We start from the raw sequence: 19,361 nt of genomic DNA, 5'->3' as shown, positions 1-19,361 counted from the left end.
ATGGTTTTACCAATTGGCCGGATGACGGCCAACCGAGATCAAATAATTTTGCCGGGGAGGCATCAAATGATTACAGGTATCCAGATTACTAAAGCTGCAAACGACGACCTGCTGAACTCTTTCTGGCTGCTGGACAGCGAAAAAGGCGAAGCACGCTGCATCGTTGCGAAAGCAGGTTTCAATGCGGATGACGTCGTTGCCGTCAGCAAACTGGGTGAAATCGAATACCGTGAAGTGCCGGTAGACGTACAGCCGGAAGTTCGCGTGGAAGGTGGTCAGCACCTGAACGTGAACGTTCTGCGTCGCGAAACGCTGGAAGATGCGGTTAAGCATCCGGAAAAATATCCGCAGCTGACCATCCGTGTTTCTGGTTATGCGGTACGTTTCAACTCTCTGACACCAGAACAGCAGCGCGACGTTATTGCTCGTACCTTTACTGAGAGCCTGTAAGGCTCGCGGGGAATAACCCCGTTTAGCAGAGAATCAAAAGCGGAAGATGCCAGCGCGTCTTCCGCTTTTTTATATCCGTTAGTAAAAAATTCGTACTGCGCAATACACTAACAGCAGCGCCAGAATGATATTCAACTGTCGGCCGTAACGGCGAAAGAGGCGCTGAAAAAGATGGCCTGCCAGTGCCCAACATGCATTACCAAAGGTGCCGATCAGCGCCAGCAGAATACTCACCCCAATCAGCCAGTGTGCATCCTGCGTATAGGGCAGTACGAACGTGGATAACGCGGTAATGCCGTACAAAATGATTTTGACGTTAACAAACTGCAAGCCAAAACTCGCCCAGAAGCCGATCGGTTCGGACTGCAAATTATCGTTTGCCGCCGGGCTGGTGGCGATTTTCAATGCCAGCCACAAGATATATGCCGCGCCTGCCCAACTGAGCCAGTGGATGATGGCAGGATCCATCGCGGCAAGCGAAAACGAAATCCCGGCGCATATCAGCATGACGATTAAAAAGCCCAGACTCATCCCGGCAAGCACGCGCGTGCTCTGGCGAAAACCGTGTGACGTCGCAGCACTGAGCGCAAGGATGTTATTTGGGCCGGGGGTTAGCGCGGTAATCAATGTATAGGTCCAGAATGCACTTAAAAGTATGGGGGTCACTTGTTATCTCCTCTGTTTTGGTAGACAGTACCCGAGTCAAAACATTTAAAAAAATGAATGTTTTCGCATTCTGAGTTCGATATTTTCGATGGGTTGGTGCGGATGGATTTACGTCGGTTTATTACGTTAAAAACGGTGGTGGAAGAGGGGTCGTTCCTGCGGGCGTCACAAAAGCTTTGTTGTACGCAATCGACCGTGACGTTTCATATTCAGCAGCTTGAGCAAGAGCTTTCGGTGCAGCTGTTCGAAAAAATTGGCCGCAGAATGTGTCTCACCAGTGAGGGCAAACGGTTGATGCCGCATATACACGACCTGACCCGCGTGATGGCATCGATTCGTCAGTCAGCGCAGCAGGATGCGCAGCCGAGCGGCGATCTACGCGTTGCGACCGGCGAAACGCTGCTGGCGTATAAAATGCCGCAGGTTCTACAGCGATTTAAACAACGCGCGCCTCATGTGCGGTTGTCCTTACAGTCGCTCAACTGCTATGTCATTCGCGATGCGTTGCTCGGTGATGAGGTTGATCTGGGCGTGTTTTATCGTGTTGGTAATGATGATGCACTTGAGATGATACCGCTGGGCGATCAGTCACTGGCGCTGGTTGCGTCGCCTCTGCTGCAGCACGTTGATTTCACCCGGCATCACCAGCACATTCCCTGCAGCTTTATCATTAATGAACCGCAATGTATTTTCAGACAACGCTTCGAAGGGCTACTGCGTAAGCGTCATATTACGCTGGAAAATACGATTGAGTTGTGGAGTATTGAGAGCATCAAGCACTGCGTATCGGCAAATCTTGGCGTCAGTTTTTTGCCGCGTTTTGCCGTTGAGAAGGAGCTCCGTTCAGGGGAATTGGTTGAGTTACCGTTCAGCGAACAGCCGGAGTTAATTACAGCATTGTGCGGTTACCATGCTGGGAAAGTCGTTAGCCCGGCGATGCGGGCGTTTATTGAGTGTATTGAAGAGAGCTTTGCGACGCATGAAAAAATGCCGGGCTAAACGACCCGGCATACGGTTTTACTCTTTGTCGGACTGCTGGGGAGCCGTTCCGCTCGGCTTACGACGTTTGCCGATATTTTTGGCGTCGCGGTGACGTTTCTTCACGCGCGGTTTCTCTTTTTCTTTGGCTTTTTGCTCGGCGCGCTTCGCCAGCACTTTCTTGGACGGCTTGCCGTTAGATTTCTCACTTGGCGCACGAGTTGTCGGACGCAGTTCGTCAATAACGCGCGCCTTCAGCGGTTCGTCGATATAGCGGCTCGCTTTACCAAGCAGCAGGTGGTCGTGCGCTTCAACCAGAGAAATCGCGGTACCTTTACGGCCAGCGCGGCCGGTACGGCCAATGCGGTGTAGATAGGCATCACCACTGCGCGGCATGTCGTAGTTAAACACGTGGCTAACATCAGGAATGTCGATCCCGCGAGCGGCAACATCGGTCGCAACCAGTACGTTCACACGACCATCGGTCAGGCGTTTGATCGCTTCGTTACGCTTGATCTGTACCATCTCGCCTTCGAGATAGCAGTTATTAATGCCAGCCTGGCGCAGCCAGCCTGCCAGCTCGTGTACACGCTCACGCTTACGTACAAAAACAATCGAACGGGTCGCTTCCGGCTGTTTTAACAGATGGATCAGCAGAGCCGTTTTGTGCTCAATGTCATCGGCACGGTAGTAAAATTGATGGATCTTCTTGCGTTCGCGGGTCGAGGGATCCGCCGAAACCTCAACCGGATCTTCCAGCAGGCGCTCGGCAAAATCTTTAATCGCGTCGCCTTCCAGCGTGGCAGAGAATAACATCGTCTGCTTACGCCAGCGGGTTTCACCGGCGATATGTTCGATGTCCTGGGCAAAGCCCATGTCCAGCATACGGTCTGCCTCATCGAGGATCAGCGTTTCAACCGCGTGGCAGTCGAAATTCTCTTCTTTGATGTATTGTAGCAGGCGACCGGTGGTGGCGACCACGATATCCTGGTTTTCGCTAAAGACTTCCATATGGTTCATGTAAGCCACACCGCCGGTAATTGTGGCGATATCCAGATGCGTATTCTTCGCCAGTTCACGGGCGTGGTCGGCAACCTGCATCGCCAGTTCGCGCGTTGGCGTCAGAATTAAAATGCGCGGTGGGCCAGATTTTTTGCGCGGGAAGTCGAGCAGGTGCTGCAACGCTGGCAGCAAATATGCCGCCGTTTTACCGGTGCCTGTCGGCGCAGAACCGAGTACATCACGGCCATCGAGCGCAGGCGGAATGGCGGCAGCCTGAATGGCGGTCGGGCGAGTGAAACCTTTTTCCTGGAGGGCATCCAGAAGGCTTTCATCGAGTTCAAGTTCGGAAAAAGTCGTTACAGTCATGTTCTACCTCTGTGTGGGGCGCTGATTATAGACGTTACGGCTGCAATCTTCATCTGTTTGTATGGATATAGCTTCTCAGGTATTGTTTTTATCCTATGTTATCGTCTTTTTTCCCCAGGAAGGTTGTTCTCCATGCCCCAGTCTACATCCGTACTTAGACGTAATGGATTTACATTTAAGCAGTTTTTTGTGGCGCATGATCGTTGTGCGATGAAAGTCGGAACGGACGGTATTTTATTAGGGGCCTGGGCCCCCGTTGCGGGCGTAAAACGGATCCTGGATATTGGTACCGGGAGCGGCCTGTTGGCGTTGATGCTGGCCCAGCGTACTGATGAAAATGTCATCATTGACGCTGTGGAGCTTGATGTTGACGCTGCGCAGCAGGCGCAGGAGAACATCGCGCAATCTCCGTGGATGCATCGCGTCAGCGTTCATACAGCAGATGCGCAGCAATGGATACCACGCCAGACCGTGCGTTTTGATTTGATTATCAGCAATCCACCTTATTATGAACAGGGAGTGGAATGCGCCACGCTGCAGCGCGAGCAGGCACGTTACACGACCGCGCTCGATCATGAAGCATTGCTGGCGCTGGCGGCGGGGAGTATTACAGAAGATGGTTTTTTTTGTGTCGTGCTGCCGGAACAAATTGGTAACGCCTTTACCCAGCAGGCATTAAGTATGGGCTGGCATTTGCGTTTACGTACGGATGTGGCAGAAACTGAGGCCCGGCTACCACATCGTGTATTGTTGGCATTCTCCCCGCAGGCCGGGGAGTGCTTTAGCGACAGGTTGTTTATCCGTGGGCCAGACCAACGTTACTCTGAAGGTTACACGGCGCTGACCCAGGCGTTTTATCTGTTTATGTGATGACTTAGCGGCGAGAGGATGGACGGGCCTGACTCGGGAAGTTGTTCAGGATAATCCAGCGTGTAGTGCAGGCCCCGACTCTCTTTGCGCATCATTGCGCAGCGTACAATCAGCTCGGCAACCTGCACCAGGTTGCGCAGTTCCAGCAAATTGTTCGACACGCGGAAATGGGCGTAATACTCGTCGATTTCCTGTTGCAGCATGGTGATACGGCGCAGCGCGCGCTCCAGGCGCTTAGTCGTACGCACAATCCCGACGTAGTCCCACATAAATAAGCGCAGCTCATGCCAGTTATGCTGAATCACCACCAACTCATCCGGATTTTCCACACGACTTTCATCCCAGGCGGGAAGTGTGTTGACACCGCGTGCGTAAGGCATTCGCCTGTCGATATCTTCAGCGGCTGACCAGCCGTAAACCAGGCACTCAAGCAATGAGTTCGACGCCATACGGTTGGCGCCATGCAGGCCGGTATAGCTCACTTCGCCGATGGCATACAGACCGTCGACATCCGTGCGGCCAAAGTCATCAACCATCACACCGCCGCAGGTATAGTGCGCGGCAGGGACGATAGGGACCGGCTCTTTGGTCAAATCGATGCCCAGTCCCAGCAGTTTTTCATAAATCATCGGGAAATGCTGACGAACAAATGCTTCCGGTTTATGGCTGATGTCGAGGAACATGCAGTCAGCGCCCAGACGCTTCATCTCGTGGTCAATGGCACGGGCGACGATATCGCGAGGAGCCAGTTCGCCACGCTCGTCAAAATCGGGCATAAAGCGCGAGCCGTCCGGGCGCTTCAGGTGCGCGCCTTCGCCACGCAGCGCCTCGGTCAGCAGGAAATTGCGCGCCTGCGGATGATACAGCGCCGTTGGATGAAACTGGTTAAATTCAAGATTGGCGACACGACATCCCGCGCGCCAGGCCATCGCAATCCCGTCCCCCGAGGAGATATCCGGATTGGTAGTGTACTGATACACTTTTGACGCGCCGCCGGTAGCTAACACCACTGACTTCGCATGGCAGGTTTCGACAGCTTCTTTATTACGATTCCAGATCCAGGCCCCAACAACCCGACGCGTTCCCGGCAGGCCGATTTTATCAGAGACAATCAGATCGACGGCATTACTGCGCTCCAGAACCTGTATGTTAGGATGATTTTGCGCCTGGCTGACAAGGGTGGTTTCGACTTCTTTACCGGTAGCATCCGCAGCATGCAGGATGCGTCGATGACTATGACCGCCTTCACGGGTCAGGTGATAACTCTCTTCACCGTTAGGCTGAACCTGCGTATCAAATAACACACCCTGATCGATAAGCCACTGCACACAGGTGCGGGCATTGCTGGCGACAAACTCTACCGCATGACGATCGCAAAGTCCGGCCCCGGCAACCAGCGTATCTTCAACGTGGGAGTCGATACTGTCGGTTTCATCGAAAACCGCGGCAATACCACCCTGAGCATAAAACGTCGAGCCTTCGCTAACAGGACCTTTGCTCAGTACAATAACCTGATGTTTCTCAGCCAGCCGCAGCGCCAGCGAGAGTCCGGCAGCTCCGCTGCCAATGATCAGCACGTCACAGGATAATTCAGGAGTTGTATTCATAATGTTTGTTTAATTTACTAAACAGTGTTTGCTCACAATAGCACCAGAATACGCGTTGCTGCACGTTTTATTTTTAAATGTGTTGCAATGGCTAAACATGAAAGAAAAAGTATGACGAGGCCGAAATGAGCAAAATTATTTTGTGAAGCAGGCCGTTAGCATCAGATTATGTGATGAAATAAAGTGGCCGTTGGGTTACTCTGCAAGCGGTGAAATGGGCATTTCTTACAGATAGTGCGTTGATCGGGTTATGTAGACTTATAATGAGAGATAAGACCTGTCTACAACATGACAAACAAAAAACAAATGCGTAACGGAACTTTACGAAACTTGAGCACTCTAAGCATTTGCTTGCTCATAGTGAAGCTTATGGAGTGGCGTTTCGACAGCGCGTGGAAATTTGGTTTGGGGAGACTTTACCTCGGATGAGCGAGCAGTTAACGGACCAGGTCCTGGTAGAACGGGTCCAGAAGGGAGATCAGAAAGCCTTTAACCTACTGGTAGTCCGCTATCAGCATAAGGTGGCGAGTCTGGTTTCTCGCTATGTACCGTCGGGCGATGTACCCGATGTAGTACAAGAAGCATTTATCAAGGCCTATCGTGCGCTGGACTCGTTCCGGGGGGATAGTGCTTTTTATACCTGGCTGTATCGTATCGCAGTCAATACAGCGAAGAATTACCTGGTCGCTCAGGGGCGTCGTCCACCTTCCAGTGATATAGATGCGATTGAAGCAGAAAACTACGAAAGTGGCGGTGCACTGAAAGAAATTTCGAACCCTGAGAACTTAATGTTGTCAGAAGAACTGAGACAGATAGTTTTCCGAACTATTGAGTCCCTCCCGGAAGATTTACGCATGGCAATAACCTTACGGGAGCTGGATGGCCTGAGCTATGAAGAGATAGCCGCTATCATGGATTGTCCGGTAGGTACGGTGCGTTCACGTATCTTCCGAGCGAGGGAAGCTATTGATAATAAAGTTCAACCGCTTATCAGGCGTTGACGATAGCGGGATACTGGAAAAGGTATTAGGCATGCAGAAAGAAAAACTTTCCGCTTTAATGGATGGCGAAACGCTGGATACTGAGTTGCTTAAAGAGCTGACTCACGACCCGGAAATGCAAAAAACCTGGGAGAGTTATCACCTGATTCGCGATTCCATGCGAGGTGATACCGCCGACGTTCTCCATTTCGATATTTCCGCCCGCGTAATGGCTGCCATCCAGGATGAGCCAGTACGTCAGACGGCGCCATTGATTCCTGAGGCCCAGCCAGCACCGCACCAGTGGCAGAAAATGCCATTCTGGAAGAAAATGCGTCCGTGGGCCGCGCAGCTTACCCAAATGGGGGTGGCCGCGTGTGTATCACTTGCAGTTATTGTTGGCGTCCAGCACTATAACGGTCAATCTGAAACGTCCCAGCAGCCCGAAACGCCGGTATTTAATACATTACCGATGATGGGTAAAGCCAGTCCGGTAAGCCTGGGTGTACCTTCTGACGCGACAGCCAGCGGCGGTCAGCAACAGCAGGTACAGGAGCAGCGTCGTCGTATTAATGCCATGTTGCAGGATTACGAACTGCAACGTCGACTGCACTCTGAACAGCTTCAGTTTGAGCAGGCGCAAACACAGCAAGCCGCTGTGCAGGTGCCAGGAATTCAAACTTTAGGAACGCAATCGCAGTAATGAAGCAACTTTGGTTTGCCATGTCACTTGTGGCTGGTAGCCTGTTCTTCTCTGTAAACGCCTCGGCCAATCCTGCGTCCGGGGCGTTGTTGCAGCAGATGAATCTGGCCAGCCAGTCGCTAACCTATGAGCTGTCATTTGTCAGCATCAATAAACAGGGTGTTGAATCCCTACGTTATCGCCATGCCCGCCAGGATAACCGTCCGTTAGCGCAGTTGTTGCAATTGGATGGACCGCGCCGGGAAGTGGTGCAACGCGGCAATGAAATAAGTTATTTCGAGCCTGGGCTCGAACCGTTCACGCTGAACGGCGACTATATCGTTGATTCATTGCCATCCCTGATTTATACCGACTTCAAACGCCTTGCACCCTACTATGATTTTATTTCAGTAGGCCGCACTCGCATTGCCGATCGGCTCTGTGAAGTGATCCGCGTTGTCGCTCGTGACGGCACGCGTTACAGCTATATCGTCTGGATGGACACCGAAACCAAGCTACCGATGCGTGTCGATCTTCTCGATCGTGATGGCGAAACGCTGGAACAGTTCCGCGTCATCGCCTTTACCGTAAACAACGGCGTTAGCGACAGCATGCAGACGCTGGCGAAAGCCAATCTACCGCCGTTGCTGTCGGTTCCCGCGGGTGAAAAAACCAACTTCAACTGGAGTCCGTCATGGGTGCCGCAAGGCTTTAGTGAAGTCTCCAGCAGTCGACGTCCGCTGCCGACCATGGATAACATGCCGATTGAATCACGCCTTTATTCGGATGGCCTGTTTAGTTTCTCCGTGAACGTAAACCGCGCGACGCAAAACAGCACCGATCAACTGCTGCGAACCGGGCGTAGAACGGTCAGCACCAGCGTGCGTGATAACGCGGAAATTACGATAGTGGGCGAACTGCCGCCACAAACGGCGAAGCGTATCGCGGACAATATTAAGTTCAGGGCCGCACAATGATCAAAGAGTGGGCGACAGTCGTTTCCTGGCAAAATGGTCTGGCGACGGTCAGCTGTGATGTGAAAGCGTCATGTAGCAGCTGTGCTTCCCGGGCCGGGTGCGGGAGCCGCGTGCTGAATAAACTTGGACCGCAGACCACGCACACTATCGTGGTACCCTGCGATGAGCCATTGGCCCCTGGTCAAAAAGTTGAGCTGGGCATTGCCGAGAGGAGCCTGTTGGGATCGGCGATGCTGGTTTATATGTCTCCGCTGGCGGGGCTCTTTCTTTTCGCGGCGCTGTTCCAGGTGCTGTTTGGGTCCGACCTGGCAGCTTTAAGCGGGGCTGTACTGGGTGGCGTGGGCGGATTCCTGATCGCCCGCGGATATTCCCGTAAGCTTGCTGAACGTGAAGCCTGGCAGCCGGTCATTCTGAACGTTGCCCTCCCGCCCGATCTTATTCGCGTTGAAACCCAGCAGTGATATCTTTGCCTGATGGCGCTGCGCTTATCAGGCCTACCGCGTTTTCAGATGCAGGCGTAGGCCGGATAAGGCGTTTATGCTGCCATCCGGCAAAAGTTTCACCGACTTTGTAAGGTTGTTTCCAGTTCCCGCTATCCTTGCTCTATGAACGTTTCCTCGCCTCAGCGTTGTAGTGTAGAATGCGGCGTTTCACTTAAACAGACGTTAAGCTCAGATCAGCGACTTCTCAGAGCCTGCTCAGGCGGGCGTAAGGCACAATAATTACTCTATATGAAGAACATACGTAACTTTTCAATCATTGCTCACATCGACCACGGTAAATCGACGCTGTCTGACCGTATTATCCAGATCTGCGGTGGCCTGTCTGACCGTGAAATGGAAGCGCAGGTTCTCGACTCGATGGATCTTGAGCGTGAGCGCGGTATTACTATCAAAGCGCAGAGCGTGACGCTCGATTTCAAAGCATCTGATGGTGAAACCTATCAGCTTAACTTTATCGACACCCCGGGCCACGTCGACTTCTCATATGAAGTTTCCCGCTCGCTTGCCGCCTGTGAAGGCGCACTGCTGGTGGTTGACGCCGGGCAGGGTGTAGAAGCGCAAACGCTGGCCAACTGCTACACCGCCATGGAAATGGATCTGGAAGTGGTGCCGGTACTGAACAAGATTGACCTGCCAGCCGCTGACCCTGAGCGTGTAGCGGAAGAAATTGAAGATATCGTCGGCATCGACGCCACCGACGCAGTACGCTGCTCGGCGAAAACCGGCGTGGGCGTGACCGACGTGCTGGAACGTCTGGTGCGCGACATTCCGCCGCCGGAAGGCGATCCGGAAGGCCCATTGCAGGCGCTGATCATCGACTCCTGGTTCGATAACTACCTGGGCGTGGTTTCGCTGGTGCGTATTAAAAACGGCACCATGCGTAAAGGCGACAAGATTAAAGTGATGAGCACCGGTCAGGTTTATAACGCCGACCGTCTGGGTATCTTCACGCCGAAACAGGTTGACCGTACCGAGCTGAAATGCGGCGAGGTAGGTTGGTTGGTTTGTGCGATTAAAGACATCCTTGGCGCCCCGGTGGGTGATACCTTAACGTCTGCGCGTAACCCGGCAGAGAAAGCGCTACCAGGTTTCAAGAAGGTGAAACCGCAGGTTTATGCCGGTCTGTTCCCGGTCAGCTCTGACGATTACGAAAACTTCCGTGATGCGCTCGGCAAGCTGAGCCTGAACGACGCTTCCTTGTTCTATGAGCCGGAAAGCTCAACCGCGCTGGGCTTTGGCTTCCGCTGTGGCTTCCTCGGCCTGTTGCACATGGAGATCATTCAGGAACGTCTGGAACGTGAATACGATCTGGATCTGATCACTACCGCGCCGACCGTAGTTTACGAAGTGGAAACCACGGCGAAGGAGACAATCTACGTCGATAGCCCGTCCAAGCTGCCGCCGCTGAACAACATCTACGAACTGCGCGAGCCGATCGCCGAGTGTCACATGCTGCTGCCGCAGGCTTACCTTGGTAACGTCATCACGCTGTGTATCGAGAAACGTGGCGTACAAACCAACATGGTTTATCACGGTAACCAGGTCGCGCTGACCTATGAAATTCCGATGGCGGAAGTGGTACTCGACTTCTTCGACCGCCTGAAGTCGACTTCCCGTGGCTATGCGTCGCTGGACTATAACTTCAAACGCTTCCAGGCGTCTGACATGGTGCGTGTTGATGTCCTCATCAACAACGAACGTGTTGATGCGCTGGCGCTGATCACTCACCGCGACAACTCCCAGAGCCGTGGCCGTGAGCTGGTCGAGAAGATGAAAGATCTGATCCCGCGCCAGCAGTTTGATATCGCGATCCAGGCGGCCATCGGCACGCACATCATCGCGCGTTCAACGGTGAAGCAACTGCGTAAAAACGTTCTGGCGAAATGCTACGGTGGCGACATCAGCCGTAAGAAAAAGCTGCTGCAAAAACAGAAAGAGGGTAAAAAGCGCATGAAGCAGATCGGTAACGTCGAACTGCCGCAGGAAGCGTTCCTCGCCATTCTGCATGTCGGTAAAGACAGCAAATAATCTTAAGGAGTTGGCATGGCGAACATGTTTGCCCTGATTCTGGTGATTGCCACACTAGTGACGGGCATTTTATGGTGCGTAGATAAATTCATTTTCGCGCCAAAACGCCGGGAGCGTCAGGCAGCAGCGCAAGCTGCTGCAGGTGATTCACTGGATAAAGCAACGCTGAAAAAAGTGGCCCCTAAGCCGGGCTGGCTGGAAACTGGCGCATCCGTTTTCCCGGTATTAGCTATCGTGCTGGTGGTGCGTTCGTTTATTTATGAACCGTTCCAGATCCCGTCAGGTTCGATGATGCCGACGCTGTTGATTGGCGACTTTATCCTGGTGGAGAAATTCGCCTACGGGATTAAAGATCCGATTTACCAGAAAACGTTGATCGAAACCGGCCATCCGAAACGCGGTGATATCGTGGTGTTTAAATACCCGGAAGATCCGCGCCTGGACTACATCAAACGCGCTGTCGGTTTACCGGGAGACAAAGTGACGTACGATCCGGTGGCGAAAGAGGTGACTATTCAGCCTGGTTGCAGCTCCGGTCAGGCGTGTGAAAATGCGCTGCCGGTAACCTACTCTGATGTTCAGCCAAGTGATTTTGTGCAGACCTTTGCTCGTCGCAACGGCGGGGAAGCGACCAGCGGTTTCTTTGAAGTTCCGTTGAACGAAACGAAAGAGAACGGTATTCGCCTCACCGAACGTAAAGAAACGCTCGGTGAGGTAACGCACCGCATTCTGACCGTGCCAATCGCGCAGGATCAGGTAGGGATGTACTACCGTCAGCCTGGCCAGCAGCTAGCGACCTGGATCGTCCCACCGGGACACTACTTCATGATGGGTGATAACCGTGACAATAGCGCGGACAGCCGTTACTGGGGATTTGTGCCGGAAGCGAATCTGGTGGGTAAAGCGACTGCAATCTGGATGAGTTTCGACAAGCAAGAGGGTGAATGGCCGACCGGCGTGCGTTTAAGCCGTATTGGTGGTATTCATTAATTGCTAATAATCGTTCACGTTGTCGTCATTATGGCGACAACGTGAATTATTTCTCGGATAAATTCCCGCAGACTAACGACATCCCTTGTCGTTGTGTATAGAATATTCCCCCGAAGTTTTAGGTTGGCACCGACAGGTTGCCACGGCACACGAAACAGCGTTGGTTTGTATACAAAAGCATTCAGACGATGCCAGATGGCTAAGTGAATGGCGTATATCAGGTCTGTTTCGTGTGCTGAATTGTTGACGCATTCATTTATTGGTATCGCATGAACCCCATCGTAATTAATCGGCTTCAACGGAAGCTGGGCTACACTTTTAATCATCAGGAGCTGTTGCAGCAGGCATTAACTCACCGTAGCGCCAGCAGCAAACATAACGAGCGTTTAGAATTTTTAGGCGACTCTATTTTGAGCTTTGTCATCGCTAATGCGTTATATCACCGTTTCCCGCGTGTGGATGAAGGTGATATGAGCCGCATGCGCGCGACGCTGGTTCGCGGTAATACGCTGGCAGAATTAGCCCGTGAGTTTGACCTCGGTGAATGTTTACGTTTGGGGCCAGGCGAGCTGAAAAGCGGCGGTTTCCGTCGTGAATCGATCCTGGCGGACACCGTTGAAGCTTTGATCGGCGGCGTCTTCCTCGACAGCGATATTCAAACCGTTGAACAACTGATCCTGAATTGGTATCAAACCCGTCTGGATGAAATTAGCCCAGGCGACAAACAAAAAGATCCGAAAACGCGCCTGCAGGAATATTTGCAGGGTCGCCACCTGCCGCTGCCGTCCTACCTGGTGGTGCAGGTCCGTGGTGAAGCTCACGATCAAGAATTTACTATCCACTGCCAGGTCAGCGGCCTGAGTGAACCGGTGGTTGGCACAGGTTCGAGCCGTCGTAAGGCTGAGCAGGCTGCCGCCGAACAGGCGTTGAAAAAACTGGAGCTGGAATGAGCATCGATAAAACCTACTGCGGATTTATTGCCATCGTCGGCCGCCCGAACGTTGGCAAATCCACCTTGTTGAATAATCTGCTTGGGCAGAAGATTTCTATTACCTCTCGTAAGGCTCAGACAACTCGTCACCGTATTGTTGGCATCCATACCGAAGGCGCGTATCAGGCGATTTATGTTGATACCCCGGGCCTGCATATGGAAGAAAAACGTGCCATTAACCGCTTGATGAATAAGGCGGCGAGCAGCTCGATTGGTGATGTTGAGCTGGTGATTTTCGTTGTGGAAGGCACTCGCTGGACGCCGGACGACGAAATGGTGCTCAACAAGCTGCGTGATGGTAAAGCCCCGGTAATTCTGGCAGTGAACAAAGTCGATAACGTTCAGGAAAAAGCCGATCTGCTGCCGCACCTGCAGTTCCTGGCCAGCCAGATGAACTTTCTCGACATCGTGCCGATCTCTGCCGAGACCGGTCTGAATGTTGATACCATTGCGGGTATCGTACGTAAGCATCTGCCGGAAGCAATTCATCACTTCCCGGAAGATTACATCACCGATCGTTCTCAGCGCTTTATGGCCTCTGAAATCATCCGTGAAAAGCTGATGCGTTTTCTGGGCGCTGAACTGCCGTATTCCGTCACCGTTGAGATTGAGCGTTTTATCTCTAACGAGCGCGGCGGCTACGATATCAACGGTCTGATCCTTGTCGAACGTGAAGGGCAGAAGAAGATGGTGATTGGCAACAAAGGGGCCAAAATTAAAACCATCGGTATTGAAGCGCGTAAAGACATGCAGGAAATGTTCGAAGCGCCTGTTCACCTTGAATTGTGGGTGAAAGTGAAATCCGGCTGGGCCGATGACGAACGCGCGCTGCGCAGCCTCGGTTACGGCGACGATCTCTGAGAATAACCCCGATGGAGGGCTGGCAACGCGCTTTTGTCCTGCACAGCCGCCCGTGGAGCGAAACCAGCCTCGTGCTGGACGTCTTCACGGAAGAATCGGGCCGCGTGCGCCTTGTAGCCAAAGGCGCACGTTCCAAACGTTCCAATCTTAAAGGCGCTCTCCAGCCTTTTACGCCGTTACTGCTTCGCTTTGGTGGACGTGGTGAGGTCAAAACCTTGCGTAGCGCCGAAGCCGTCTCTTTGGCACTCCCTCTAAGCGGTATTACGTTGTATAGCGGTCTGTATATCAACGAGCTTATCTCACGCGTGCTTGAATACGAGACCCGCTTTTCTGAACTCTTTTTCGACTACCTGAACTGTATTCAGGCGCTGGCAGGCGCGACGGGTTCGCCAGAGCCTGCCTTGCGTCGCTTTGAACTGGCTTTACTCGGTCATCTGGGTTATGGCGTGGATTTTACCCACTGCGCGGGTAGCGGTGAGCCGGTAGATGACACCATGACCTATCGCTATCGGGAAGAGAAAGGATTTATCGCAAGTGTAGTGATTGATAACGCCACCTTTACCGGACGCCATCTGAAAGCGCTTGAGTCGCGTGAATTTCCGGATGCTGATACGCTTCGCGCTGCGAAACGCTTTACCCGCATGGCGTTAAAGCCGTATCTTGGTGGTAAGCCGTTAAAAAGCCGGGAACTGTTCCGGCAATTTATGCCAAAACGCGCAGTAAAAATTAAAAATGATTAACGAGGATTGTCATGGCTGAATTACTGTTAGGCGTCAACATTGACCACATTGCCACTTTACGTAATGCACGCGGCACCGCATACCCGGACCCGGTTCAGGCGGCGTTTATCGTTGAACAGGCGGGCGCAGACGGCATTACCGTACATCTGCGTGAAGACCGTCGCCATATTACCGACAGAGACGTGCGTATTCTGCGCCAGACGCTGGATACCCGTATGAATCTGGAAATGGCGGTAACCGAAGAGATGCTGGCCATTGCCGTTGAGACGAAGCCGCATTTTTGCTGCCTGGTGCCGGAAAAACGCCAGGAAGTTACCACCGAAGGTGGTCTGGACGTCGCCGGTCAACGCGACAAAATGCGCGACGCCTGTAAACGCCTGGCGGATGCTGGCATTCTGGTTTCACTGTTCATTGATGCCGACGAAGAACAGATTAAAGCCGCTGCTGAAGTTGGCGCGCCGTTTATTGAAATTCACACCGGCTGTTACGCTGATGCGAAAACTGACGCGGAACAGGCCAGCGAACTGGCGCGTATCGCCAAAGCGGCGACCTTTGCCGCAAGCCTTGGCCTGAAGGTGAATGCGGGTCACGGCCTGACGTACCACAACGTTAAAGCCATCGCGCGGATCCCTGAAATGCACGAACTGAACATCGGTCATGCCATTATCGGACGCGCAGTGATGAGCGGTCTGAAAGACGCGGTAGTAGAAATGAAACGCCTGATGCTGGAAGCGCGTGGCTAATGGCGATTTTGGGATTAGGTACGGATATCGTGGAGATTGCCCGCATTGAAGCGGTGATCTCCCGCTCCGGTGACCGTCTGGCAAGACGCGTGCTCAGCGACAACGAATGGGCAATCTGGGAGACGCATCAGCAGCCGGTGCGTTTTCTGGCGAAGCGTTTTGCGGTTAAAGAAGCGGCAGCAAAAGCCTTTGGTACGGGTATCCGCAACGGCCTGGCGTTCAACCAGTTTGAGGTTTTCAACGACGAGCTCGGTAAGCCGCGTCTGCGGTTATGGGGAGAGGCGTTAAACCTGGCGGAAAAACTCGGCGTCGCCCATATGCATGTGACGCTGGCCGATGAGCGTCACTACGCCTGCGCCACGGTGATTATTGAAAGTTAGATTTTGTCCGCGTGATGCATCTGGACGAATTTATCCCACAACTGCTCTTCACTCTCTAAATGTGCCGGATCTTTCAAAATAGTATTGGGGATCGGGCACACCTTCTGGCAGGTTGGCGTGTCGTAATGGCCTACGCATTCCGTACATTTGTCGCTGTTAATCTCGTAAATGCTGTCACCCATCGAAATCGCCTCATTCGGGCATTCAGGTTCGCACATATCGCAATTGATACACTTTTTAGTGATTAACAGGGCCATCAGGAAACTCTCAAAACATCACAAATCGGGCGGGCATTATACGCGCATTCTTTGCTCAGACCAGTTTTTTTACCAGCGCTTCGCTGTGACGAATGCGTTCCGGGGCATGCTCCAGATCCTGCTGCACCAGCGCCATAAACAGTAAATCGGTGAGCATCATTTGCGCGTGGGTGGAGGAGATCGCGGCGCTGCGCGTAGCCTGTTCCTCGGCAATCGTATACAGACAATGACTTGCACGTTGCTGCAGGGCATTGGGCGTAAATCCGGTGATGGCGAGAATTTTGGCCCCGGTACGCAGCGTTTCATCTGCCGCCAGATTAAGTTCGCGGCGCTCACCGGTGTACGAAATAGCCAGCAACAAATCGCCTGGTGAAAGCGCCTGCACCGTCGCCAGCAGGGCGTGCATATCACGTTCGACTACCGCGTTAAAACCTATCTTCAACAGCTTCCAGGCAAAGTTCTGCGCGACCAGACCCGATGCGCCAATACCGGTCAGAATAATACGTCGGGCAGAGCGCAACATCGTGACGCTCTCCAACAGTTTTTCTTCGCTGTTAATATCCAGCGTCGCATGCATCGCCGCCACGTTCTCCTGAATCAGCTTTTCGCCCACCAGACGCATCGGGTCATCACCCCGAATCTGGTTATGCACCGGAACAGAATGGGGGTTGGGATTACTGGCCAGCGCTTCGCTAATCGCCAGTTTCAGTGCCGGAAATCCTTTAAAACCCAATTTTTGCGCGAACTTCACCACGCTGGACTGGCTGACGCCCGCTTCGAAGGCCAACTGCTGTGAGCTGAGATGACGCGCGGTATCTGGTTGAGCAAGGAGATAATCCGCAAGTTTTTTATCGCTTTGCGCGAGATCCGGGTAACGCTGACGAATGCGAATTAAACAGTTCATGCTGTCTCCTGGCGAAAACGTGATGGCGATTACAAAACAAAATTTCCCTCGCCTGGATGAATATAATATTCCATTATGACAGATTATTATGAATTAAAAATTCCTAAGGACCAAAAAATGAATCTCGGTGCATTAGTTTCAGAAACCCGTAACCCTCAGACCATGGATCTTGATGCGCTCTCCACGTTGGAGTTGGTTCATCGTTTTAATCAACAGGATACGCTGGTAGCACAAGCAGTAAAAGCCACTCTTCCTGAAGTTGCGCGAGCGGTCGATGCGGCGGCGGATGCGCTTAAAGCGGGCGGACGCATTATATACATGGGCGCGGGTACCAGCGGGCGTCTTGGCGTGCTGGATGCCTCTGAATGCCCACCGACTTTCGGCGTACCGCACGGTCTGGTGGTTGGCCTGATAGCCGGAGGACCGGGCGCGTTGCTGAAGGCGGTTGAAGGCGCGGAAGATAACCCGCAGTTAGGTGAAGACGATCTGCGTACGCTCAACCTTACCCCAGAGGATCTGGTGGTTGGTCTGGCGGCGTCAGGTCGTACGCCGTATGTGATTGGTGGGCTGAAATATGCCAGGACGGTAGGCTGTACAACGGTGGCGATTTCCTGCAATCCGGACTCTCCTATTGCTCATGAAGCGGATATTGCCATCTCCCCTGTGGTAGGGCCGGAGGCCCTGACGGGGTCAACACGACTGAAATCCGGCACTGCGCAAAAACTGGTGCTCAATATGATCTCCACCGGTGCGATGGTGAAGTTTGGCAAGGTGTATCAGAACCTGATGGTGGATATGCAGGCAACCAACGTCAAACTGGTCGATCGGGCGTGTCGCATGGTGGTTGAGGCCACTGGCATTGCGCGTGAGCAGGCACAAGCGCTGTTAAAGCAGACTGACTTTGAGGTTAAACCCACCATTTTAATGGCGCTCACCGGCCTGGACGCTGCTGCCGCCCGCGAAAAGCTTGCCGCTCACCAGGGTTTTTTACGCGCGGCGTTAGAACGCTAAGAGGTGTATATGGATAAGACGGCGGTGCTGGCCAGCGACATTTTGCTGGGCGTTGGCGGAGAGAAAAATATTCTGCGCATGGAAAACTGTATGACCCGTGTCAGGGTGGAAGTCCGGGATGAGGCTCAGCTCGATGTATCCCGACTCAAGCAACTGTCCGGCGTCAGCGGCTACGTGAAGCAGGGCGCGCAGCACCAGATCATCGTCGGTCCCGGTAAAGCCGCCAGGGTGGTGGATGCTATGCGCGCCCTGATTGCCGATGGCGGCGAGCGCACCGATGCGCATGATATCGAGCGCACGAAGTCAGCGGCTAAAGCGAAATACAAAGCGCCGATGAGCGATGCGCTGCGTAAGCTGGCGAACGTCTTTATCCCTCTTATTCCGGCGTTTATCGCCTCCGGTTTAATTACCGGCATTATTAACATCCTTAAGCGACCGGATATCGTCGGGGATTTTGCGACCCACTATCCGAATTTACTTGGACTGATGGGCATATTTGGCAGCGCCGTGTTTGCCATTATGAATATTCTGGTCGGGGTGAATACCGCTAAAGTCTTTGGCGGTTCTCTGGCGATGGGCGGAGTGATGGCGGGGATCCTCTCCAGTCCGCAACTGGCGCAAATTACCCTGTTTGGCGAAACGCTGCAGCCGGGGCGCGGCGGGGTAATCGCCGTGCTGTTGGTGGTAGCGTTGATGTGCTGGATCGAACGCAAATTCCGCGAACTGCTGCCGGAATCACTGGAACTGATCCTTAACCCACTGCTGACCACCATTATTACCGGGGCTATTGCGATAGTGGCGCTGCAACCGTTGGGCGGTTGGATTTCCGAATCTATCGCTCACGGCGCATCCTGGGCTATCGATCGCGGCGGTTTTCTGGTCGGCGCTATACTGGCGGGAACCTTCCTGCCGCTGGTGCTCACCGGACTTCATCAGGGGTTAGTGCCTATCCACGTCGAACTGGTGCAGGCGCATGGTTATAACGCGCTCTTCCCAATCCTTGCAATGGCGGGTGTTGGGCAAATCGGTGCTGCGATTGCGGTGCTGATGAAAACCCGCAACGCACGACTAAAAAAGGTGATCAAAGGGGCGTTGCCGGTTGGATTGTTGGGGATTGGCGAACCGCTGATTTTTGGCGTTACGCTGCCGTTGGGTAAGCCGTTTATCGGTGCCTGTCTTGGCGGAGCGGTAGGCGGGGCGCTGATAAGCTACTGGAAAGTGGCGACGGTTATCACCTTTGGTATCTCAGGATTACCGCTGGCATTAACGATTGTTGCCGGAAAAGTGATGTTCTATCTGTTAGGCTATCTGGTAGCAGTTATTGCCGGGTTTCTGTTTACCTGGCTATTGGGGTTCAACGATCCAGAGGAATAAA

21 protein-coding genes and 1 pseudogene are annotated in these 19,361 nt (G+C 53.1%); 17 read left to right on the top strand and 5 right to left on the bottom strand.

The annotated features are described in order from the left end of the window. Positions 1 to 66 precede the first annotated feature (66 nt). Complete coding sequence (gene grcA, locus KQJ18_RS03020; protein ID WP_005121223.1) at positions 67 to 450, top strand: autonomous glycyl radical cofactor GrcA; 384 nt, start codon at positions 67 to 69, stop codon at positions 448 to 450. Positions 451 to 528: 78 nt separating this feature from the next. Here the strand turns inward: grcA and eamB are convergent, their stop codons facing one another. Further along, a complete protein-coding gene (gene eamB / locus KQJ18_RS03015; protein WP_038642722.1) occupies positions 529 to 1,116 on the bottom strand; it encodes a cysteine/O-acetylserine transporter in 588 nt (195 codons plus the stop codon). A gap of 102 nt (positions 1,117 to 1,218) precedes the next feature. Here eamB and KQJ18_RS03010 point away from each other — a divergent pair, with 102 nt between their 5' ends. Continuing rightward, complete coding sequence (locus KQJ18_RS03010; RefSeq protein ID WP_161668238.1) at positions 1,219 to 2,115, top strand: LysR family transcriptional regulator; 897 nt, start codon at positions 1,219 to 1,221, stop codon at positions 2,113 to 2,115. A gap of 18 nt (positions 2,116 to 2,133) precedes the next feature. Here the strand turns inward: KQJ18_RS03010 and srmB are convergent, their stop codons facing one another. Further along, a complete protein-coding gene (srmB, locus tag KQJ18_RS03005; RefSeq protein ID WP_038642718.1) occupies positions 2,134 to 3,462 on the bottom strand; it encodes an ATP-dependent RNA helicase SrmB in 1,329 nt (442 codons plus the stop codon). Between the two features lie 132 nt (positions 3,463 to 3,594). Between srmB and trmN the strand changes: the two genes are divergently transcribed. Next, positions 3,595 to 4,332, top strand: coding sequence for a tRNA(1)(Val) (adenine(37)-N(6))-methyltransferase TrmN (trmN, locus tag KQJ18_RS03000; protein ID WP_159121871.1), 738 nt, complete (start codon positions 3,595 to 3,597; stop codon positions 4,330 to 4,332). On the opposite strand, the gene nadB is transcribed toward trmN, so the two are convergent. Then, positions 4,317 to 5,939, bottom strand: coding sequence for an L-aspartate oxidase (nadB, locus tag KQJ18_RS02995; RefSeq protein ID WP_038642714.1), 1,623 nt, complete (start codon positions 5,937 to 5,939; stop codon positions 4,317 to 4,319). The genes trmN and nadB overlap by 16 nt on opposite strands. A gap of 263 nt (positions 5,940 to 6,202) precedes the next feature. Between nadB and rseD the strand changes: the two are divergent. From rseD to acpS, 12 genes and pseudogenes are all read left to right on the top strand, one after another. Beyond that, a pseudogene (gene rseD / locus KQJ18_RS02990) lies at positions 6,203 to 6,368 on the top strand (rpoE leader peptide RseD). Continuing rightward, positions 6,365 to 6,940, top strand: a complete 576-nt coding sequence (gene rpoE / locus KQJ18_RS02985; RefSeq protein WP_003037573.1) for an RNA polymerase sigma factor RpoE — start codon at positions 6,365 to 6,367, stop codon at positions 6,938 to 6,940. Before rseD ends, rpoE begins: the two are co-directional and overlap by 4 nt. 31 nt (positions 6,941 to 6,971) lie before the next feature. Further along, complete coding sequence (rseA, locus tag KQJ18_RS02980) at positions 6,972 to 7,622, top strand: anti-sigma-E factor RseA (protein WP_008785497.1); 651 nt, start codon at positions 6,972 to 6,974, stop codon at positions 7,620 to 7,622. Next, positions 7,622 to 8,578: a sigma-E factor regulatory protein RseB gene (rseB, locus tag KQJ18_RS02975; protein ID WP_038642710.1), complete on the top strand. Its 957-nt coding sequence runs from the start codon at positions 7,622 to 7,624 to the stop codon at positions 8,576 to 8,578. Before rseA ends, rseB begins: the two co-directional genes overlap by 1 nt. Further along, on the top strand, positions 8,575 to 9,039 hold the full coding sequence (gene rseC, locus KQJ18_RS02970; RefSeq protein WP_204527555.1) for a SoxR-reducing system protein RseC: 465 nt from the start codon (positions 8,575 to 8,577) through the stop codon (positions 9,037 to 9,039). Before rseB ends, rseC begins: the two co-directional genes overlap by 4 nt. A gap of 270 nt (positions 9,040 to 9,309) precedes the next feature. Beyond that, complete coding sequence (gene lepA, locus KQJ18_RS02965; protein ID WP_038642706.1) at positions 9,310 to 11,109, top strand: translation elongation factor 4; 1,800 nt, start codon at positions 9,310 to 9,312, stop codon at positions 11,107 to 11,109. Positions 11,110 to 11,124: 15 nt separating this feature from the next. After that, positions 11,125 to 12,099 carry a signal peptidase I gene (gene lepB / locus KQJ18_RS02960; RefSeq protein ID WP_038642704.1) on the top strand — a complete coding sequence of 325 codons (975 nt, stop codon included), beginning with the start codon at positions 11,125 to 11,127 and terminating at the stop codon, positions 12,097 to 12,099. A gap of 269 nt (positions 12,100 to 12,368) precedes the next feature. After that, positions 12,369 to 13,049: a ribonuclease III gene (gene rnc / locus KQJ18_RS02955; protein WP_003037579.1), complete on the top strand. Its 681-nt coding sequence runs from the start codon at positions 12,369 to 12,371 to the stop codon at positions 13,047 to 13,049. Further along, positions 13,046 to 13,951: a GTPase Era gene (gene era, locus KQJ18_RS02950; protein ID WP_042306656.1), complete on the top strand. Its 906-nt coding sequence runs from the start codon at positions 13,046 to 13,048 to the stop codon at positions 13,949 to 13,951. The genes rnc and era overlap by 4 nt, the downstream gene beginning before the upstream one ends. A gap of 11 nt (positions 13,952 to 13,962) precedes the next feature. Continuing rightward, complete coding sequence (recO, locus tag KQJ18_RS02945; protein WP_038642700.1) at positions 13,963 to 14,691, top strand: DNA repair protein RecO; 729 nt, start codon at positions 13,963 to 13,965, stop codon at positions 14,689 to 14,691. A gap of 11 nt (positions 14,692 to 14,702) precedes the next feature. After that, positions 14,703 to 15,434 (top strand): pyridoxine 5'-phosphate synthase, encoded by a 732-nt coding sequence (pdxJ, locus tag KQJ18_RS02940; RefSeq protein WP_003838383.1) that lies wholly within the window; start codon positions 14,703 to 14,705, stop codon positions 15,432 to 15,434. Next, positions 15,434 to 15,814, top strand: a complete 381-nt coding sequence (gene acpS, locus KQJ18_RS02935; RefSeq protein ID WP_038642698.1) for a holo-ACP synthase — start codon at positions 15,434 to 15,436, stop codon at positions 15,812 to 15,814. Before pdxJ ends, acpS begins: the two co-directional genes overlap by 1 nt. Here acpS and KQJ18_RS02930 read toward each other — a convergent pair. Both KQJ18_RS02930 and KQJ18_RS02925 read right to left on the bottom strand, forming a co-directional pair. Continuing rightward, on the bottom strand, positions 15,811 to 16,071 hold the full coding sequence (locus KQJ18_RS02930; RefSeq protein WP_038642696.1) for a YfhL family 4Fe-4S dicluster ferredoxin: 261 nt from the start codon (positions 16,069 to 16,071) through the stop codon (positions 15,811 to 15,813). The two genes, acpS and KQJ18_RS02930, sit on opposite strands and share 4 nt — an antisense overlap. Before the next feature lie 55 nt (positions 16,072 to 16,126). Continuing rightward, positions 16,127 to 16,975 carry a MurR/RpiR family transcriptional regulator gene (locus tag KQJ18_RS02925; RefSeq protein WP_085049300.1) on the bottom strand — a complete coding sequence of 283 codons (849 nt, stop codon included), beginning with the start codon at positions 16,973 to 16,975 and terminating at the stop codon, positions 16,127 to 16,129. A gap of 117 nt (positions 16,976 to 17,092) precedes the next feature. On the opposite strand from KQJ18_RS02925, the gene murQ reads away from it, so the two are divergent. Then, positions 17,093 to 17,986: an N-acetylmuramic acid 6-phosphate etherase gene (gene murQ / locus KQJ18_RS02920; protein WP_216421398.1), complete on the top strand. Its 894-nt coding sequence runs from the start codon at positions 17,093 to 17,095 to the stop codon at positions 17,984 to 17,986. Positions 17,987 to 17,995: 9 nt separating this feature from the next. Continuing rightward, complete coding sequence (locus KQJ18_RS02915; protein ID WP_216421394.1) at positions 17,996 to 19,360, top strand: PTS transporter subunit EIIC; 1,365 nt, start codon at positions 17,996 to 17,998, stop codon at positions 19,358 to 19,360. Position 19,361: the final 1 nt, after the last annotated feature.

This window comes from Citrobacter sp. S55_ASV_140 (assembly GCF_018919505.1).
GTDB classification, from domain to species: domain Bacteria; phylum Pseudomonadota; class Gammaproteobacteria; order Enterobacterales; family Enterobacteriaceae; genus Citrobacter; species Citrobacter werkmanii.
The sequence above is the reverse complement of the archived record's forward strand: the minus strand, read 5'-3'. Positions and strand labels throughout refer to the sequence as shown.

Bases quoted from the DNA above. Each gene is read 5' to 3' on its own strand.
- grcA (WP_005121223.1), top strand. From the start codon at position 67: ATGATTACAGGTATCCAGATTACTAAAGCTGCAAACGACGACCTGCTG.
- KQJ18_RS03010 (WP_161668238.1), top strand. From the start codon at position 1,219: ATGGATTTACGTCGGTTTATTACGTTAAAAACGGTGGTGGAAGAGGGG.
- srmB (WP_038642718.1), bottom strand. From the start codon at position 3,462: ATGACTGTAACGACTTTTTCCGAACTTGAACTCGATGAAAGCCTTCTG.
- trmN (WP_159121871.1), top strand. From the start codon at position 3,595: ATGCCCCAGTCTACATCCGTACTTAGACGTAATGGATTTACATTTAAG.
- nadB (WP_038642714.1), bottom strand. From the start codon at position 5,939: ATGAATACAACTCCTGAATTATCCTGTGACGTGCTGATCATTGGCAGC.
- rpoE (WP_003037573.1), top strand. From the start codon at position 6,365: ATGAGCGAGCAGTTAACGGACCAGGTCCTGGTAGAACGGGTCCAGAAG.
- rseA (WP_008785497.1), top strand. From the start codon at position 6,972: ATGCAGAAAGAAAAACTTTCCGCTTTAATGGATGGCGAAACGCTGGAT.
- rseB (WP_038642710.1), top strand. From the start codon at position 7,622: ATGAAGCAACTTTGGTTTGCCATGTCACTTGTGGCTGGTAGCCTGTTC.
- rseC (WP_204527555.1), top strand. From the start codon at position 8,575: ATGATCAAAGAGTGGGCGACAGTCGTTTCCTGGCAAAATGGTCTGGCG.
- lepA (WP_038642706.1), top strand. From the start codon at position 9,310: ATGAAGAACATACGTAACTTTTCAATCATTGCTCACATCGACCACGGT.
- lepB (WP_038642704.1), top strand. From the start codon at position 11,125: ATGGCGAACATGTTTGCCCTGATTCTGGTGATTGCCACACTAGTGACG.
- rnc (WP_003037579.1), top strand. From the start codon at position 12,369: ATGAACCCCATCGTAATTAATCGGCTTCAACGGAAGCTGGGCTACACT.
- era (WP_042306656.1), top strand. From the start codon at position 13,046: ATGAGCATCGATAAAACCTACTGCGGATTTATTGCCATCGTCGGCCGC.
- recO (WP_038642700.1), top strand. From the start codon at position 13,963: ATGGAGGGCTGGCAACGCGCTTTTGTCCTGCACAGCCGCCCGTGGAGC.
- pdxJ (WP_003838383.1), top strand. From the start codon at position 14,703: ATGGCTGAATTACTGTTAGGCGTCAACATTGACCACATTGCCACTTTA.
- acpS (WP_038642698.1), top strand. From the start codon at position 15,434: ATGGCGATTTTGGGATTAGGTACGGATATCGTGGAGATTGCCCGCATT.
- KQJ18_RS02930 (WP_038642696.1), bottom strand. From the start codon at position 16,071: ATGGCCCTGTTAATCACTAAAAAGTGTATCAATTGCGATATGTGCGAA.
- KQJ18_RS02925 (WP_085049300.1), bottom strand. From the start codon at position 16,975: ATGAACTGTTTAATTCGCATTCGTCAGCGTTACCCGGATCTCGCGCAA.
- murQ (WP_216421398.1), top strand. From the start codon at position 17,093: ATGAATCTCGGTGCATTAGTTTCAGAAACCCGTAACCCTCAGACCATG.
- KQJ18_RS02915 (WP_216421394.1), top strand. From the start codon at position 17,996: ATGGATAAGACGGCGGTGCTGGCCAGCGACATTTTGCTGGGCGTTGGC.